At 67.5% G+C, this 16,338-nt stretch carries 13 protein-coding genes; 9 read left to right on the top strand and 4 right to left on the bottom strand.

Annotated elements, in window-relative coordinates:
* Positions 1-59: 59 nt before the first annotated feature.
* From M3I53_RS07735 to M3I53_RS07725, 3 genes are all read right to left on the bottom strand, one after another.
* Positions 60-1,028: a sugar kinase gene (locus M3I53_RS07735; protein WP_254315349.1), complete on the bottom strand. Its 969-nt coding sequence runs from the start codon at positions 1,026-1,028 to the stop codon at positions 60-62.
* A 62-nt stretch (positions 1,029-1,090) separates the two neighbouring features.
* On the bottom strand, positions 1,091-1,888 hold the full coding sequence (locus M3I53_RS07730; protein WP_254315348.1) for a TIM barrel protein: 798 nt from the start codon (positions 1,886-1,888) through the stop codon (positions 1,091-1,093).
* A gap of 157 nt (positions 1,889-2,045) precedes the next feature.
* Positions 2,046-2,966, bottom strand: coding sequence for a LysR family transcriptional regulator (locus tag M3I53_RS07725; protein ID WP_254315347.1), 921 nt, complete (start codon positions 2,964-2,966; stop codon positions 2,046-2,048).
* Between the two features lie 145 nt (positions 2,967-3,111).
* Here M3I53_RS07725 and M3I53_RS07720 point away from each other — a divergent pair, with 145 nt between their 5' ends.
* The 6 genes from M3I53_RS07720 to M3I53_RS07695 all read left to right on the top strand — a co-directional run bounded on the left by M3I53_RS07720 (position 3,112) and on the right by M3I53_RS07695 (position 9,557).
* Positions 3,112-4,188: a YeiH family protein gene (locus tag M3I53_RS07720; RefSeq protein WP_254315346.1), complete on the top strand. Its 1,077-nt coding sequence runs from the start codon at positions 3,112-3,114 to the stop codon at positions 4,186-4,188.
* A 246-nt stretch (positions 4,189-4,434) separates the two neighbouring features.
* On the top strand, positions 4,435-5,169 hold the full coding sequence (locus M3I53_RS07715; RefSeq protein WP_254315345.1) for a glutathione S-transferase: 735 nt from the start codon (positions 4,435-4,437) through the stop codon (positions 5,167-5,169).
* A gap of 148 nt (positions 5,170-5,317) precedes the next feature.
* On the top strand, positions 5,318-7,063 hold the full coding sequence (locus M3I53_RS07710) for a ClcB-like voltage-gated chloride channel protein (RefSeq protein ID WP_254315344.1): 1,746 nt from the start codon (positions 5,318-5,320) through the stop codon (positions 7,061-7,063).
* 149 nt (positions 7,064-7,212) lie between these two features.
* A complete protein-coding gene (locus tag M3I53_RS07705; RefSeq protein WP_254315343.1) occupies positions 7,213-8,562 on the top strand; it encodes a C45 family peptidase in 1,350 nt (449 codons plus the stop codon).
* Positions 8,563-8,682: 120 nt separating this feature from the next.
* Positions 8,683-9,081, top strand: coding sequence for a hypothetical protein (locus M3I53_RS07700; RefSeq protein WP_309249488.1), 399 nt, complete (start codon positions 8,683-8,685; stop codon positions 9,079-9,081).
* 245 nt (positions 9,082-9,326) lie between these two features.
* Entirely contained in the window at positions 9,327-9,557 is a 231-nt protein-coding gene (locus M3I53_RS07695; RefSeq protein ID WP_254315342.1) for a DUF2795 domain-containing protein, read from the top strand.
* Positions 9,558-9,591: 34 nt separating this feature from the next.
* Here M3I53_RS07695 and M3I53_RS07690 read toward each other — a convergent pair whose 3' ends face one another.
* On the bottom strand, positions 9,592-10,209 hold the full coding sequence (locus tag M3I53_RS07690; RefSeq protein ID WP_254315341.1) for a TetR/AcrR family transcriptional regulator: 618 nt from the start codon (positions 10,207-10,209) through the stop codon (positions 9,592-9,594).
* A 250-nt stretch (positions 10,210-10,459) separates the two neighbouring features.
* Between M3I53_RS07690 and M3I53_RS07685 the strand changes: the two genes are divergently transcribed.
* From M3I53_RS07685 to M3I53_RS07675, 3 genes are read left to right on the top strand one after another with little or no spacing between them, the layout of a single operon-like run.
* Positions 10,460-11,596, top strand: coding sequence for an efflux RND transporter periplasmic adaptor subunit (locus M3I53_RS07685; RefSeq protein ID WP_254315340.1), 1,137 nt, complete (start codon positions 10,460-10,462; stop codon positions 11,594-11,596).
* Entirely contained in the window at positions 11,593-14,748 is a 3,156-nt protein-coding gene (locus M3I53_RS07680) for an efflux RND transporter permease subunit (protein ID WP_254315339.1), read from the top strand. The genes M3I53_RS07685 and M3I53_RS07680 overlap by 4 nt, the downstream gene beginning before the upstream one ends.
* Entirely contained in the window at positions 14,745-16,328 is a 1,584-nt protein-coding gene (locus tag M3I53_RS07675; RefSeq protein WP_254315338.1) for an efflux transporter outer membrane subunit, read from the top strand. Before M3I53_RS07680 ends, M3I53_RS07675 begins: the two co-directional genes overlap by 4 nt.
* The last annotated feature ends 10 nt before the right edge of the window (positions 16,329-16,338 follow it).

Below are 16,338 nucleotides of genomic sequence, written 5' to 3'. Positions count from 1 at the left end.
CCGCCCTCTGGTGTCATGTCACTTGGCGCGCCGCGCTTTGCGTTGCGCCGCCTGTTCTGCTATGCGGCTGCCTGCGTTTGCGCAGCTTCGAGCGCATCGAGCTGCGCGCGCGTCGGCAACCCTTCCGAGTCGCCGATCACCTGAACGGCCAGCGCGCCGATGCGGTTGCCGCGAGCAACGGCCGCAGCAAGCTCACGCCCTTCGAGCAGTGCACTCACCACGCCCACGGCGAAGCCGTCGCCGGCGCCAACGGTATCAACCACGCGCTCCACGCGCTGCGCCGCGGCGCGGCCCTGCTCGCCTTCGGCGGTGGCGTAGTACGCGCCCTCTGCGCCGAGCTTCACGATCACGCCGCGCGCGCCGCGCGCAAGATAGAACTGCGCGATGGCTTCCGGATCGTCCGAGCCCGTCAGCACAAGGCCTTCGCCGACGCCGGGCAGCACCCAGTCGGCGAAGCTTGCGAGTTCGTTGAGCGTGCCGACCATTTCGGCTTGCGAGCGCCACAGCGTCGGGCGCAGATTCGGGTCGAACGAAATCGTGCGGCCCGCGGCGCGCATCTCGTGGGCGAGCTTGAACGCCAGTTCGCGCGACGAGGGAGAGATCGCGGGCGCCACGCCGCTCAGATGCAGATGGCGGGCGCCGAGCACATAGTCGGCCTGATAGTCGCAAGCTGAAAGCTTGCTCGCCGCCGAGCCGCGACGGAAATACTCGACAGCGGGATCGCTGCCGTCGTCGTTCTTCGACTTGAGCTGGAAGCCGGTCGGAAAGCGCGTGTCGGTGCTCACGCAACGCGCGTCGATGCCTTCGTGCGCGAGCACGTCGCGCACGAACTGGCCGAACGAATCGGCGCCCACGCGGCTCATCCAGCCCACCTTGAAACCGAGGCGCGCGAGGCCGGTCGCGACATTGAGTTCCGCACCCGCCGCGCGTTTCGTGAAATGCGCGACCTGAGCGAGCGGCCCCGGCTCCGTGGCGACGAACATCGCCATCGCTTCGCCGTAGGTGATGACATCGAGTGCTTCGGTCATGAGATGCGTTCCTGATGAATCGTATGGAGTCTGGTGCGCGGTTTCGAGGCTTCGCGCGGCGCTCAGGCGGCCGCGAGCCACTCGACGTAATGCGCGGCGTCGTCGTCCATGCGCGCCGGATCGAACGGAAATTCGATGCCGCGCGGCACGTGGGTCGGCAGCAGCGCGAGCGCAGCGCGGCACAGCGCGTCGTCGTCGGCCGGCGCGGCAGCGAAGCGGCGCGCGCCCTCGCCCACCACGGCCTTGCAATGGATGTATTCGACGTGCGTCGCGAGCGCGGCGGCGGCGAGCAGCGGCGGCTCGCCCGGCCATTGCCAGTTGCCGATGTCGAAAGTCATGCCGATCACGCCCGGCGCGCCGCCGTCGCGCAGCGCGTTGAAGAGGCCGATGAACTGGTCGAGCTTGCCGCCCTGCACGAGCTGGCCGTTCTCAATGACGACGCGCGGGCCGTTGCTCGCGTCAACAGTGTCACGGGTACGCGCCCCCAGTTCTTCGAGCAGGCTCGCGAGGCGCGCGGCCTTTGCGTCGCCTGCGAAACCGCCCAGTTGCAGCTTCACGAAACGCGCACCGAGCGCCCGTCCCGCGGCGACCGCGGCGCCAAGCGCCGCCTCTTCGAGCTCGCCATCGTCGCCATAGAGCGCGTCCGGCGTGGACCAGACGCGCCACAAACCTTCGTCCGCAAGCGCCGTTCCGAGCGCGCGCAGCGCTTCGGGCTGCGCGTCGGCTTCGTGCATCAGCTCGCGCCGCACCTCGAACGCCTGCGCGCCCGCGCGCCGTGCCGGCCGGCTCCATGCCGCGTGACCGTCCCGCCTGATTGCCTGCGCGCCGAACGCGCTCGCCACGATTGCTACTTCCGCCATTGCCGTCTTCCTGTTGCCTGCCGCCGCGTACTTCGCCTTTTTTGGAACCGGTTCCAAATCCAGCCCGAAAAAAAGCGCCTGCGCGCCGGTTGATTAGGGCGGATAGTGCGCGCTAGCCGCTCGCGCCGCCATTCTGGATTGCCCTGGGTCTGGTGGATCAGGCGCCCGGAACATCGGCGAGACACAGTTCCAGGAAACGCTGCGCAACGCGCGAAGCCGCGCCCGCGTGCGGCACCAGGATCGAGAAGCGCCGCGCAAGCGGCTCAGGTCCAAGGCGGATCTGCCGCAAGGCGCCGTTCTCGTGACGCATCGACATGGCCGAGACGAAGCCGATGCCCATGCCCGCCCGCACCGCCTCCTTCACGCCCTCCACGCCGGCGATTTCCAGCGCCACCCGCATGGGCACGCCCGCGCGCGCGAACGCGCGTTCGACCACCTGGCGCACGCCCGAGCCATCCTCGCGCAGGACCAGCGGCCACTGCGCGAGCGCTTCCAGGGTGATGGCCGGCATCGCTGCGGCCGCCTCCCCTTGCGCGTCGAGCTGTGACACCAGCGCGTGCGAGCGCGGCACGATCGCGACGATTTCGTCCTCGTGCCAGGGATGCACGGCGGTATCGGGCGGCAACTGCTCGCCCACCGGGCCCTCGATCAGCGCGATATCGACCGCGCCCAGCATGCCCACGACGTCCGTCGAATTTCCGCTCGACGTTTCGAGCTTGACCTGCGGATAGCGGCCGTGGAACTGCGCCACCAGATACGGCAGCCGATAGCTCGCGGGCGTGGTGGTCGCGCCGATGCGCAGCGTGCCGCGTTCGAGGCCGCGCAAGGCGTCGCGGTAGGTGAGCGCGTCGCGCCAGGTGTCGCGCAGGCGCGCCGCGTATCCCGCGAGCTGTTCGCCGGTGGGCGTGAGGCGCACCCCCCGGCCGTCGCGCTGATAAAGCGCCTCGCCGATCTCTTCCTGCAGCAGCCGCAACTGGCCCGAGACGGCCGGTTGCGACAAATGCAGTGCCAGCGCAGCTCGACTGATATTGAGATGCTCGGCGACGGCAGCGAAAGTTATCAGTTGTTCCGGGGTCATCGTGGAAAACCATCGTGTTTTCCTATATATTACGTCACAAATCACGATTTTTTATATCGATATATCTAAATTAGGATTAGGCCATTCGATAGCGACGTGTTCGCTACCCCATTTTTCGCCCGGATCGCCCGGTAGAGAGGCCGTCATGTCCACACCCAGTCTTGCGCACGCATCGTCGCCGTCCACGCGGGGGCAGCTCAACGGCGTGCTGTTCGTCGCACTCTTCGCGGCCGCCGTCACCAGCGTCGCGTCACTGCCCGCCATCGCCGGGCTCGGCATGAGCCCGCTGATCGTCGGCATCGTCGCGGGCGCGATCTATGGCAATGCGCTGCGCGACGGCATGCCCGAAAGCTGGGCCGCCGGCGTGAACTTCTCGGCGCGCAAGCTGCTGCGCATCGCCGTGGCGTTCTTCGGCCTGCGCGTGAGCCTGCAGGAAATTGCCCAGGTCGGCGTGCCGGGGCTGGTCGAGTCGGTCGTGATCGTCGTGAGCACGCTCCTGATCGGCACCTGGGTCGGCATGAAACTCCTCAAGCTCGACCGCGACACCGCCATTCTCACGGCGGCCGGCAGCGCGATCTGCGGCGCAGCCGCCGTGCTCGCCTTCGAATCCACGCTGCAGTCGAAGCCGCACAAGAGCGCCATGGCCGTGGGCAGCGTCGTGCTGTTCGGCACGCTTTCGATGTTCCTCTACCCGGTGCTGTTCCGCGCGGGCTGGCTGCATCTCGATACGCTCGGCGCCGGGCTCTTCTTCGGCGGCACGATTCACGAGGTCGCGCAGGTGGTGGGCGCGGCGAGCAACGTGAGCCCGGAGGCCACGCACATCGCCACCATCGTCAAGATGACGCGCGTGATGCTGCTCGTGCCCGTGCTGCTCGTGCTCGGCGTGTGGCTCAATCGCTCGGCGCGCAGCAAGGCAGCGGCCGACGGCCACACCGGCCAAGGCGGCGCGCGAAAGCTCGCGGTGCCCTGGTTCGCGCTCGGCTTCCTCGCGCTCGTGATCGTCAATTCGCTCCACGTGCTGCCCGACACGGCCACCCACGCGGTCAACACGCTCGACACCTTCGCGCTCACCATGGCGATGACGGCGCTCGGCATTGAGACGCGCGTCTCGCAGATTCGTCAGGCCGGCCCGCGGGCGCTGACCGCCGGTTTCATCATCTACCTCTGGCTAGTCGGCGGCGGTCTCGCGATCACCTGGGGCGTGCAGCGCCTGTTCGGATGACCCGGCGTCCGAGGGCCGCGCGCCCCGACCCGATCCCCTGTGCGCCGGCGCTGCCGGCCACCGGCCCCGCCTGCGGCGGGGCTTTTTGCGTTTCTGCGCGCGGCGCCCTTGCGCCATTTCGCGAGCGCACGCCACGCGCGAACCAGGCGCGAGCGTTGCGAGCGATACTGTGCGTTGCTGCCCGTTGCGTGGGCGGCGGCCGCGCAGGCCGTGGCGAGCACGGCCATGAACGCAAGGGAACGACCGATGGCATACGAACTCTATTACTGGGACGGTCTGCAGGGCCGGGGCGAATTCGTGCGGCTCGCGCTGGAAGAGGCGCAGGCGCCCTACGTGGACGTTGCGCGCGGCGAGAAGAAGGACGGCCTCGGCATCGGCGCGCTGATGGGCGAACTGGAGAGCGACGAGCCGTATCCACCCTACGCCCCGCCCTTTCTCAAGGATGGCGACCTGATCGTGCCGCAAACCGCCAATATCCTTTTCTATCTCGGCCCGAAGCTCAAGCTCGCGCCGCGCGACGAGCGCTTGCGCATCGTCGCGAACGGCCTGCAGCTGACGATCGCGGACCTCGTGACCGAAGCGCACGACAGCCATCATCCGATCGCAAGCGGCCTCTACTACGAGGACCAGAAGGACGCAGCGAAGGCGCGCTCGGCGGACTTCATCGCGCATCGCATTCCGAAATTCATGAGCTATTTCGAACGCGTGCTCGCGCAGAATCCGCAGGGCCCGCGCCACATGGTGGGCAACGCACTCAGCTATGTCGATCTGTCGGTGTTTCAGATCGTCGAGGGCCTGCGCTACGCGTTTCCAAAGGCGACGAAGCATTTCGCGGACCACTACCCGCATGTCGTTGCGCTGCGCGACGCCGTGGCCAGGCGCCCGCATATCGCCGCCTATCTCGACTCGGAGCGGCGGCTGCCGTTCAACGATACGGGCATCTTCCGGCACTACCCCGAACTCGACCGGGCCGTGCGCTGAATGCGCGCGGGCCGTGGAAGGCGTCCTCCGCCGCCCGGTTTCGTGCACGCGGCGCTCAATTGCCGCCGCGCACCCGTTATGCTTGCCGCCGCACGTCGCGTCCCGCGCACGTGCGGCTTTCTTTCACCCGTAACCTGACCCGCCCGCCGTGCTGTCATTCCTGCTGAAACTGCGCACCCGCGCCCGCGATCTCTTTCGCCTGTCCGACGCCCATACGATGCTGATCTGGTCGGTCATCGTCGGCGTGGCGGGCGCGTTTGCGACCGTGATCTTTCGCGAGGGCATCGCGCATGTGCAAATGCTTTTCACGGGCAGCGAAGGCAGTCTCGTCGAGATGGCGCGCCACCTGCCGTGGCATCGGCGCATCTGGATGCCGGCCGCGGGCGGCTTCATCGCGGGATGCCTGCTGCTGCTCGCGCGGCGCAAGGCGCCCAGCAGCAGCGGCAAGGCGATGCATGCCGACTATATCGAGGCGGTGGCAATCGGTGACGGCGTCATGCCCGTGGGGACGAGCATCTGGCGCAGCCTCTCGTCGCTCTTCACGATCGCGAGCGGCGGCTCGATCGGCCGTGAAGGCCCGATGGTGCAGCTCGCCGCCCTCGCCGCTTCGCTGATCGGCCGCTGGGTCCACTTCGATCCGCCGCGGCTGCGCCTGCTCGTCGCGTGCGGCGCGGCGGCCGGTATCACCTCGGCGTACAACGCGCCCATCGCCGGCGCCTTCTTCGTGACCGAAATCGTGCTCGGCTCCATCGTCATGGAAAGCTTCGGGCCGATCGTGGTTTCCTCCGTGGTCGCCAATATCACCATGCGCGAGTTCGCGGGCTACAAGCCGCCGTATGAGATGCCCGTATTCCCGCCGGTGACGGGCGTCGAGGTGCTGCTCTTCGTGGCGCTCGGCCTCCTGTGCGGCGTGCTCGCGCCGCAGTTCCTCATGATGATGGCCACAGCGAAAAAGGGCTTTGGCCGCCTCAACGCGCCGCTGCCCGTGCGGCTCGCGCTCGGCGGCCTCGTGGTCGGCATCCTTTCCGTGTGGACACCCGAGGTGTGGGGCAACGGCTATAGCGTCGTGAACTCCATCCTCCATTCGCCGTGGACCTGGACCGCGCTCGCCACGGTGCTCGTCTTCAAGCTCATCGCGACGGCCGCGACGGTCGGCTCGGGCGCCGTAGGCGGCGTGTTCACGCCGACGCTCTTCATGGGCGCGGTGCTCGGCTGCCTGTTCGGCCAGGGCATGCACGCGCTCTGGCCCGACGGCACCTCCGCTTCGTACGCCTACGCGATGGTGGGCATGGGCGCGTTCCTCGCTGGCGCGACCCAGGCGCCGCTGATGGCGATCCTGATGATCTTCGAGATGACGCTGAGCTACCAGGTGGTGCTGCCGCTCATGCTCTCGTGTGTGGTTGCGTATTTCGTCGCGCGCGCGATCGGCAAGGCGTCGATGTACGAAATCACGCTGCATCGCAACCGCGAGGAGGCCGAGCGCATGCGCCTGCGCATGACGCAGATGCGCGAGCTGGTGCGCCCCGCGCAGACTGTCGTGCTGGAGAGCGCCACAGTGCAGGAAATGACGCGCGTGTTCCTCGAATATCCGGTCAAGTACCTCTACGTGACCGACGAGACAGGACGCTTTCTCGGCGCAGTCGCGCTGGCCGACATCACCTCGGACCTGCTGCAAAAGCGCGACACCGCGAACAAGCACGCTCGCGACTATCTAAAGCCGACGTTCGACGTGCTGACGCCCGACATGCCGCTCGCCGTCGGCCTGCAGCACTTCATGTCGTTCCAGGGCGAGCGTCTGCCCGTGGTCGAAAGCACGCGCGAGCCGACGCTCGCGGGCGTGGTGTACAAGACTTCGCTGCTCGACGCCTATCAGCGCATGAACGCGGAGCGCTAGGCTTCGCCAACCGGCGAGGCGCGTGGCAAAGCGCAGCGGATTTTCTAGAATCTAGAAGGAAACGTACTACGCGACCCGCCTCGTGCGTCCGCGCCCCGACGTGCGCGCAGCGGGCCGCAAGAATCGACGCGGGGATGACTGGAGCGAAGATGAGCGAACCCTCACTCGAAGCCGAACGCCGCGACCACGCCGGCTGGATATTCGTGCACTTGCAGGGCGAGCCTTACGACCGCGGCGAGCAGCACGGCAAGTTGCTCGCCAACGAAATCCGCAATGCGATTCGCACCGCGCGCTACCTCGCGAAATGGGACACGGGCGAGGACTTCGACACCTTCATCAACGCAGCGATCGTGCAGTTCGCGCCTCGCCTCGACACCGAATTCGCCGACGAGATCCAGGGCATCGCCGACGGCGCCGGTCTCAAGTTCGCCGAAGTCCTCGCCTGGAACGGCTACATGGACCTGTTGCAGAGCTGGTGGCCGGTTCATGTTGCATCACAGCAAGCGCAGCCCGCCGTGCGCCCGTGGCGCGGGCGGCGGGGCCACCACTGCAGCGCCTTCATTGCCACGGGCAGTGCGACGCGCGACGGCCGCATCGTCATGGCGCACAACTCGTGGGACCGCTACGCGGCCGGCGACGCCTTCAACGTCGTGTTCGATATCGTGCCCGACTCGGGGCACCGCATCCTCATGCAGGGTCTGCCCGGCTGTATCTCGAGTCTCACGGACTTCTGCGTCAACGGCGCGGGCCTGATGGTGACCGAGACGACCATCTCGAACTTCATCGGCTATCGCGCGAACGGCGCGCCCGAATTCTATCGCTCGCGTCGGGCCACGCAGTATGCGTCGAGCATCGCGCAGTGGTGCGAGATGTTCGCGCAGGCGAACAACGCTGGCTACGTGAACAGCTGGCTGCTCGGCGACACCAAAACGGGAGAGATCGCGCGCTACGAACTGGGCCTGCAGCACGCGGGCTTCGAGAGCACGAAAGACGGCTTTTACAGCGGCTTCAACGCGGCCACGGACCTCAAGATTCGCAACCAGGAATGCACCGGCGAAGCCGACGACTACACCGACGTGCGCCGCAACGGCGCGCGCCGCCTGCGCTTCATGCAACTCGCACAGGAGCACCGCGGCGCGATCGACGCCGAACTCGCCAAGGCGATGATCGCGGACCACCACGACGTCTACCTCGAGCGCAGCGACAACCCGTGCTCGCGCACGATCTGCGGCCATCTCGAACTCGACGACGCGCGCTTCGGCGGCGCAGACCATGGGCCGTTCAACCCATGGGGCGCGAACGACGGCAAGGTGGTCGACAGCGAAATGGCGCGCGATATGTCGTTCTGGGCGCGCTGGGGCCATCCGTGCGGCCGCCCGTTCGACGCCCAGGCGTTCATGCAGCGCCACCCACAATGGAACTGGCTCAACGGCTATATGCGCGACCGCCCGTCGTGGCCCTGGACGCGCTTCGAGGCGCTGCGCAGGCCCTCGCTTTAATCCCGCGTAACGGCGGCGCCGAGAGAAAAGCACGCGCGTTCGAGACGTGTCGACTCATTTCCTGCCATCATGGTATTTCCGTATGCGCGTGGCGCACATGAACCGTCCAGGCGGCTCGTTATGCCTTCGCGTAGCGGCGCGCCGGGCCGCCCGGCTGGCGCGGCTGCCTGCGCCGCCACCCAGGCTGGCGAACGCGGTACGGCGCTTGCTGCGACCTACGGGCCGCATAGGAAAGGAGGTCGAGTGATGAAAACCTCGACGCTGATGACCACCGTGCTGTTGTCGGCGTCATGCTTCGCCGCTCCGGTACGCACCGCGCAGGACTCACCGGTTGCCCAGGCCAGCGCGCATATCCCGCTCGCAAGTGGACAGTCCCACGCCTACGACGCCCCCGTGGCGCCCCCCGCCCCCAACGTGCCCGCGACCGCGAACGGTCCGCAACGCTGGGAGTACCTCACGCTGCCCAGGTCGCATCGGCTGGACAAGACGCTAAGCCCGGACCTGCACGAGCAGACCTGAGCCTGACCGGTACTCCCGTTTGCGAACAAGCGGCAAGGAAAAGTGACGTATGGGCGGCAAATGAGCAGCGCGCGCGCACGCCGCGAGGGCGTGCGAGGTGGATTGTGTATCCTTGAGGCGCGGCGCTAGCGCTGCGCGCCGCCATGCAAGCCAGGCGCGAACAAAATCTGAACAAAAATCCGCACAACGAACGAGACGACGACGCGGACCGCCAACGCCGGCCGCCCGCGCAAAGGACGCCACGCATGTCAGCCTCTAGCATTCCCGACGAACCCATCGACCTGCAATTCGCCGACGTGCTGCGCGAAGTGCGCTGGCCCGCCAACAAGGACGAACTCGTGGACGCCGCGCGAGACGCCGGCGCCAGCAACGAGGTGCTGGCCATCCTGGACGGCATGCCCGAGCAGGATTACCAGGACGTCGCGTCCGTTACGCGGCTGATCGGCAGCAACTACGGCCCTGGCCTCGGCGCCTGAAGCGCGGGCGTCGCGAGCTGAGTGCACGCCGGGCTCACGCGTCGCGACCGAACACCACTCGCGCGAAGAACGTCCCCAGGACGGTTTCCACGACCGGTGGCGTGACATGCTGCGGATCGGCCGTGGCGAGAAACTGCAACCCGTCGCACAGCCCCATCAGCCCGAGCGCGAGCAACTCTGGATCGAGCGGCACCGGCATGCCCACGCGCGCCGCAAATTCCTCGACATAGACGGCGAGACTCTCGCGCTTTTCCTTCATGAACGCGTTGTAGCGCGTGCGAAAGCGCGCGTCGCGCGCGGCCAGCAGCCTCGCTTCCACCCACAGCAGGAAGACCTTGTTGTCCTGCGGCATGCGGCTGTAGTAAGCGAGCACGCGCGCCTCCATCTGCTCGCGCGATACCTCCGTCTCGAAGATGGCGCGCAAATCGGTCTGCATGGCTTCGTGATCCCGCCGCAGCAATTCCACGAGCAGGTCCGACTTGCCCGAAAAGTTCGAGTAGAACGCGCCGCGCGTGTATCCCGCCGTGTGTGCAATGTCCTCCACGCTCGCGCCTACGAACCCTTTTTTCATGAACATGGCCTGCGCGGCATCGAGCAGGCGCTCGCGCGTCTGGTCGCGGCTTTGTTCGCGGGTGAGTCGGATGCGCTTCATGGCGTGGGGGTTATGTATCACGGATCAACCCGAGTCTAGCACTGAAACATTCCTCGGATTCAGTTTCGCACTCAGATACAAGGTTGTATTAGAATCCGGCTCATCATCCCAAGTCCGGGTCGGTGCGCGAGCCGCGCCCCGCCCGCGACTCAACGGCGGCGCAACCGGTCCGGCGATATTGCGGTCTGCGTGCGCACCCAGCCTATTCGAGGTCCAGGTGAATCGTTGCGGTCGTGGCGCATCGAGCAGGATGCGCAGTGGTACCGGTAAGTTCAGTGCGCCATGGCGGCATGCCGCGAATGTGCTTCTCATGCTCGGCGTCGCCGCGCTGGCTGCCTGCGGCAAGGAAAAGGAAGCCCCGCCGCAGCCACGCCCGGTCGTCTCGCTGACCGTGCACCCCGACGGCGGCGGCGTGAGCCCCGCCTATCCCGGCGATATCGAGGCGCGAAACGCGACGCCGCTTTCGTTTCGCGTGAACGGCAAGATCATCGAGCGCAGCGTGCGCCTGGGCGACAGCGTCAAGCCCGGCCAGACGCTCGCGCGGCTCGATCCGGCGGACTTCGAAAAGAACGCGGCAAGCGCGCAGGCCCAATTCGACGCCGCGCAACATCGCCTCGTCTTCGCGAAGCAGCAGCTCGATCGCGACACGGCCCAGTCGGCGGCTAATCTCATCGCCCGCTCGCAACTCGAACAAACGCAGGATGCCTACGCCTCGGCCGCGGCCCAGCGAGATCAGGCGCAGCAGCAGCTCGCGCTCGCAAAGAACCAGTTGCGCTACACGCAGATCGTCGCGGACCACGCGGGCGTCATCACCGCCGAAAACGCCGACACCGGCCAGAACGTGCAAGCCGGCCAGGCCGTCTACCAGCTCGCGTGGAGCGGCGACGTCGATGTGGTGTGCGACCTGCCCGAGCGCGCCGTGGCCGCGCTTCGCACCGGCGACACCGCGCAGGTTACGCTTGGCGCCCTGCCCGCTCGCCACTACACGGCGCGCCTGCGCGAACTCGCCGCCGCGGCGGACCCGCAAAGCCGCACGTGGCGTGCGAGGCTCACGCTCGAACACCCCGATGCCGACGTGCGTCTCGGCATGACCGCGAACGTTGCGTTCGCCGCCCCGAGAGAGGCCAATGCGCCGGCCGCGTTTACCGTGCCGGCCACCGCGCTCTTCCACGACGGCGAGGCGCCCGCCATCTGGGTCGTACACGCGCCCGACAACGTGCTGCAGTTGCGGCGCGTGAGCATCGCGCGCTATGACGCGCGCACGATCACCGTGGCGGGCGGCTTGCAGGACGGCGAGCGCATCGTGCTGCAAGGCGTCCACACCGTCCACGCGGGCGAGCAGGTACGGCCGGTCGCGCCGCTGCATCCCGAGGACTTCGCGTCATGAGCCAGACGAAGGACTCGGGTCCCGGCGCCGATCACGACGAGGGACGCTTCAACCTGTCGGCGTGGGCGCTGCGGCATCGGGCGCTCGTCACCTTTCTCGTTGTGCTTGCAACGATATTCGGCGCGCTGGCCTATACGCGTCTTGCGCAATCGGAAGACCCGCCCTTCACGTTCCGCGTGATGGTCATCCAGACCTTCTGGCCCGGCGCGAGCGCGCGCCAGGTCGAGGATCAGGTGACGACCCGCATCGGCCGCAAGCTGCAGGAAACACCGTATATCGACTTTCTGCGCAGCTATTCGCGGCCCGGCGAATCGCTCGTGTTCTTCACGATGAAGGACTCCGCGCCCGTGAGCGAAGTGCGCGAGACCTGGTACCAGGTGCGCAAGAAGGTCGGCGACATCGCGTACACGCTGCCTCAGGGCGTGCAAGGGCCGTTCTTCAACGACGAGTTCGGCGACGTCTACACCAACATCTACACGCTGGAGGGCGACGGCTTTTCGCCCGCGCAACTGCACGACTACGCGGACAAGCTGCGCGAGCAGCTGCTGCGCGTGCCCGACGTCGGTAAGGTCGACTATTTCGGCGATCCGCAGCAGCGCATCTACATCGAAATTCCGAACACGCAGCTCACACGCCTCGGCATCTCGCCCACGCAACTCGGCCAGGTGATCGGCGCGCAGAACAGCGTCTCCGCCGCGGGCACGCTCACGACCGCCGACGACCGCGTGTTCGTGCGCCCGAGCGGCCAGTACGAGGACCTCAGGACGCTCGCCGATACGCTGATCCGCGTGAACGACCGCACGTTTCGCCTGGGCGACATCGCCACGATCCGGCGCGGTTACGACGAGCCGCTCGCCACGCAGATGCGCTTCCAGAACCAGGCGGTGCTCGGCATCGGCCTCACGATGCAGCCGGGCGGCGACGTGATCCGCCTCGGCAAGGCGCTCGATGCGCGCGTCGAGCAGTTGCGCGCGCAACTTCCTGCGGGGCTGAAGCTCGTGAAGGTATCGAGCATGCCCGATGCCGTCGCGCGCTCGGTGGACGACTTCGTCGAAGCCGTGGCCGAGGCCGTGGGCATCGTGCTGCTCGTGAGCCTCGTTTCGCTGGGCGTGCGCACGGGAATGGTGGTGGTCATCACCATTCCGATCGTGCTCGCCGTCACCTCGCTCGCGATGTACCTCTTCGGCATCGGTCTGCACAAGGTGTCGCTCGGCACACTCGTGCTCGCGCTCGGCCTGCTCGTGGACGACGCCATCATTTCCGTCGAGATGATGGCGGTGAAGCTCGCGCAGGGTTGGAACCGCACGCGCGCCGCCGCCTTCGCCTACACCAGCACCGCGTTCCCCATGCTGACCGGCACGCTCGTCACCGTTTCGGGTTTCCTGCCCATCGTGCTCGCGAGGTCGAGCACCGGCGAGTACACGCGCTCGATCTTCCAGGTGTCCGCCATCGCGCTGATCGCCTCGTGGTTCGCGGCCGTCGTGCTGATCCCGCTGCTGGGCTACCGGCTGCTGCCGGAGCGCAAGCCCGATCCGGATGCGGCGCACGCCGTCCATGGCGACGATCACGAGCACGAAATCTACGACACGCGCTTTTATCGTCGCCTGCGCGGCTGGATCGGCTGGTGCATCGAGCGCCATACGATCGTGCTCGTGCTGACCATCGCCCTCTTCGTGGCCGCGCTCGCGTGCTTCAGGCTCGTGCCGCAGCAGTTCTTCCCGAGTTCCGACCGGCCCGAGCTGCTCGTGGACGTGCGCCTGCCCGAAAGCGCCTCGATCGATGCGACGCTGCGCCAGACGAAGCGACTCGAAGCGGCGCTCAAGGGCCGCCCCGAGATCGGCCATTTCATCGATTTCGTCGGCACCGGCGCGCCGCGCTTCTATCTGCCGCTCGATCAGCAGTTGCAGCAGCCCAATTTCGCGCAGTTCGTGATCACGGCGAAGTCGGTCGAAGACCGCGAGAAGCTCGCAAGCTGGCTCGAACCGATGCTGCGCGACAAGTTCCCGGCCATCCGCACGCGTCTGTCGCGGCTCGAGAACGGGCCGCCGGTCGGCTACCCCGTGCAGTTCCGCGTGAGCGGCGACGACATCCCGACCGTGCGCGACATCGCGAACAAGGTGGCGGCGACGATGCGCGCCGATCCGCGCACCGACAACGTCAGCTTCGACTGGGACGAACCGGCGGGACGCTCGCTGCACTTCCAGATCGACCAGCAAAAGGCGCGCGCGCTCAATGTCTCGTCGCAGGACATTGCCAACTTCCTGCAGATGACGTACTCGGGCTATACCGTCACGCAGTTTCGCGAGCGCGACAAGCTCATCAGCGTCGATCTGCGCTCGCCCGCGACGGAGCGCGTCGATCCGGCCCGCCTGCTCACGCTCGCCGTGCCCACGCCCAACGGACCGGTGCCGCTCGGTGCGCTCGGGCATCTCGCCAACGATCTGGAGTACGGCGTGATCTGGTCGCGCGACCGGCAACCCACGATTACCGTGCAGTCCGACGTGCGAGCGGGCGCGCAGGGCATCGACGTCACGCATGCGCTCGACGGCAAACTGGAGTCGATCAAGCGCGCGCTGCCGCCCGGCTACCACATCGAGGTGGGCGGCTCCGTCGAGGAAAGCGCGAAGGGCCAGGCGTCCATCTTCGCGCAGTTGCCGGTGCTCGCCATTGCCGTGCTCACGCTGCTCATGATCCAGCTGCAAAGCATCACGCGCGTGCTGATGGTCGTGCTGACCGCGCCGCTCGGCCTGATCGGCGTGGTGATCGCCCTGCTCGTGTTCGGGCAGCCGTTCGGCTTCGTGGCCATGCTGGGCGTGATCGCCATGTTCGGGATCATCATGCGCAACTCGGTGATTCTCGTGGATCAGATCGAAACCGACATTCGCGCCGGGCACAAGCGCTTCGACGCCGTGGTGGGCGCCACGGTGCGCCGCTTCCGGCCGATCATGCTGACCGCCGCGGCCGCCGTGCTCGCGCTCATTCCGCTCTTGCGTTCGAACTTCTTCGGGCCGATGGCGACGGCGCTGATGGGCGGCATCACGATTGCGACCGTGCTCACGCTGTTCTTCCTGCCCGCGGCTTACGCGGCCGCGTTCCGCGTGCGCAGCAGCGAGACCGACGAGACCGGCAAGACGCCGGAACAGGCATCATGAAGACGGATTCTTCGACATTGGATTTCGGCGCGCGCGAGACGGCGCGTTTGCCCGCAACACGTTTTCCACTCGCGCCGGGTTTGCTGGCCGCATGCGCCGCGCTTGCGCTGGCCGGCTGCGCGCTGGGCCCGACCGGTGAGCCGCCCGCCATGCCGCAGCCCGAGCACTACGGTGTGCAGGCGCAACCGGCACAGACGGTCGCCGCCCAGGGCGTCGCGCAGCAGTTCGTGACGGGCGCGGAACCGGTGCCGCAATGGTGGACGCTCTACGGCTGCGACGCGCTCGATGCGCTCGTGAACGAGGGGTTCGCCAACAGCCCGAACCTCGCCGCCGCCGACCACAACCTGCAAGCCGCGCGCGAGCAGTTGCGCGGGCAGATCGGCAGCTCGCTCCTGCCGACCGTCGACGCCATCGGCATCGCGCAACGCCAGCAGTCGCCGGCGATCCCGCAGTTCGGCATCGACCGGCTGCAATATGCGATTTTTGCGGGCTTGATCGACGTTCGCTACACCTTCGACGTGTTCGGCGCGACCCGCCTGAACAACGCGGCGCTCGCCTCGCGCGTGAACGTGCAGGCGTTCCAGTTCGAGGCCGCGCAGCGCGCGCTCGCGGCGAACATCGTGGCAAGTGCGCTCGGCGCGGCAACGCTGCATGCGCAGATCGACACGACCGAACAGCTGATCGCGCTCGCCAATGCGCAGGCCGACGACGTACAAAAGCGCTACGCGCTCGGCTCGGCCTCGCGCACCGATCTGCTCAGCGCGCAGCAGAGCGCGGCGTCGCTCGCGGCGAGTCTGCCGGGCCTACGTCAGCAATGGATCGCGCAGCGCCATGCGCTCGCCGTGCTGATCGGCCGCACACCGGACCAGGCGCCGCCCGACCTCGATCTCGCCAGCCTGACCTTGCCCGCGCAGGTGCCCGTGGTCATCCCTTCAGAACTCCTGAGAACCCGTCCCGACATCGAAGCCGCCGAAGCCACGCTCAAGGCGGCCGCAGCCGGCGTCGGCGCCGCGACCGCGCAAATGTACCCGAGCATCACGCTTTCGGCGGCGCTCGGCCAGGGCGGCTTCAGCTGGCCGGTCGTCACATCGGGCGCGGGAGCGCTGTGGGCGATCGGCGCTTCGCTTTCGCAGCCGATCTTCCACGGCGGCGCACTCGTTGCGCAGCGGCGCGCGGCGCTGCAGTCCTACGAGGCGGCCAACGACACCTATAAGCAAACGGTGCTCACGGCGTTCCAGGATGTCGCCGACCGCCTCGCCGCGCTCGATCACGACGCCCAGGCCCTCGACGCAGCCAGTACCTCGGCACGCACGGCCGAGGGCGTCTACGAAGACACCAACGCGCGCTACAGGTTGGGCGCGGTGCCTTGGTACGCCGTGCGCCAAAGCGAGCAGCAATGGCGTAACGCGCGGCTCGACGAAATCCGCTATCGCGGCACGCGGCTTGCCGATACGGCCGCCCTCTTTCAGGCGATGGGCAATCCGCCGGTCAACCCGGCGACGCTCGGCAACGGACGCGGGGCGGACACGGCCGCCGCCACGCCTGCATCGGACGCGCCAGGCGCGGCGCAAGGCAAGTAACACTCGCGAT

Source organism: Paraburkholderia sp. CNPSo 3272 (genome assembly GCF_024206495.1).
In the GTDB taxonomy this organism is placed as follows: Bacteria; Pseudomonadota; Gammaproteobacteria; order Burkholderiales; family Burkholderiaceae; genus Paraburkholderia.
Note: the sequence above shows the minus strand (reverse complement) of the source record. Positions and strands in the feature narration are given on the sequence as shown.

Coding starts and splice junctions, on each gene's coding strand:
- M3I53_RS07735 (WP_254315349.1), bottom strand. CDS start 1,028: ATGACCGAAGCACTCGATGTCATCACCTACGGCGAAGCGATGGCGATG.
- M3I53_RS07730 (WP_254315348.1), bottom strand. CDS start 1,888: ATGGCGGAAGTAGCAATCGTGGCGAGCGCGTTCGGCGCGCAGGCAATC.
- M3I53_RS07725 (WP_254315347.1), bottom strand. CDS start 2,966: ATGACCCCGGAACAACTGATAACTTTCGCTGCCGTCGCCGAGCATCTC.
- M3I53_RS07720 (WP_254315346.1), top strand. CDS start 3,112: ATGTCCACACCCAGTCTTGCGCACGCATCGTCGCCGTCCACGCGGGGG.
- M3I53_RS07715 (WP_254315345.1), top strand. CDS start 4,435: ATGGCATACGAACTCTATTACTGGGACGGTCTGCAGGGCCGGGGCGAA.
- M3I53_RS07705 (WP_254315343.1), top strand. CDS start 7,213: ATGAGCGAACCCTCACTCGAAGCCGAACGCCGCGACCACGCCGGCTGG.
- M3I53_RS07700 (WP_309249488.1), top strand. CDS start 8,683: ATGCCTTCGCGTAGCGGCGCGCCGGGCCGCCCGGCTGGCGCGGCTGCC.
- M3I53_RS07695 (WP_254315342.1), top strand. CDS start 9,327: ATGTCAGCCTCTAGCATTCCCGACGAACCCATCGACCTGCAATTCGCC.
- M3I53_RS07690 (WP_254315341.1), bottom strand. CDS start 10,209: ATGAAGCGCATCCGACTCACCCGCGAACAAAGCCGCGACCAGACGCGC.
- M3I53_RS07685 (WP_254315340.1), top strand. CDS start 10,460: ATGCGCAGTGGTACCGGTAAGTTCAGTGCGCCATGGCGGCATGCCGCG.
- M3I53_RS07680 (WP_254315339.1), top strand. CDS start 11,593: ATGAGCCAGACGAAGGACTCGGGTCCCGGCGCCGATCACGACGAGGGA.
- M3I53_RS07675 (WP_254315338.1), top strand. CDS start 14,745: ATGAAGACGGATTCTTCGACATTGGATTTCGGCGCGCGCGAGACGGCG.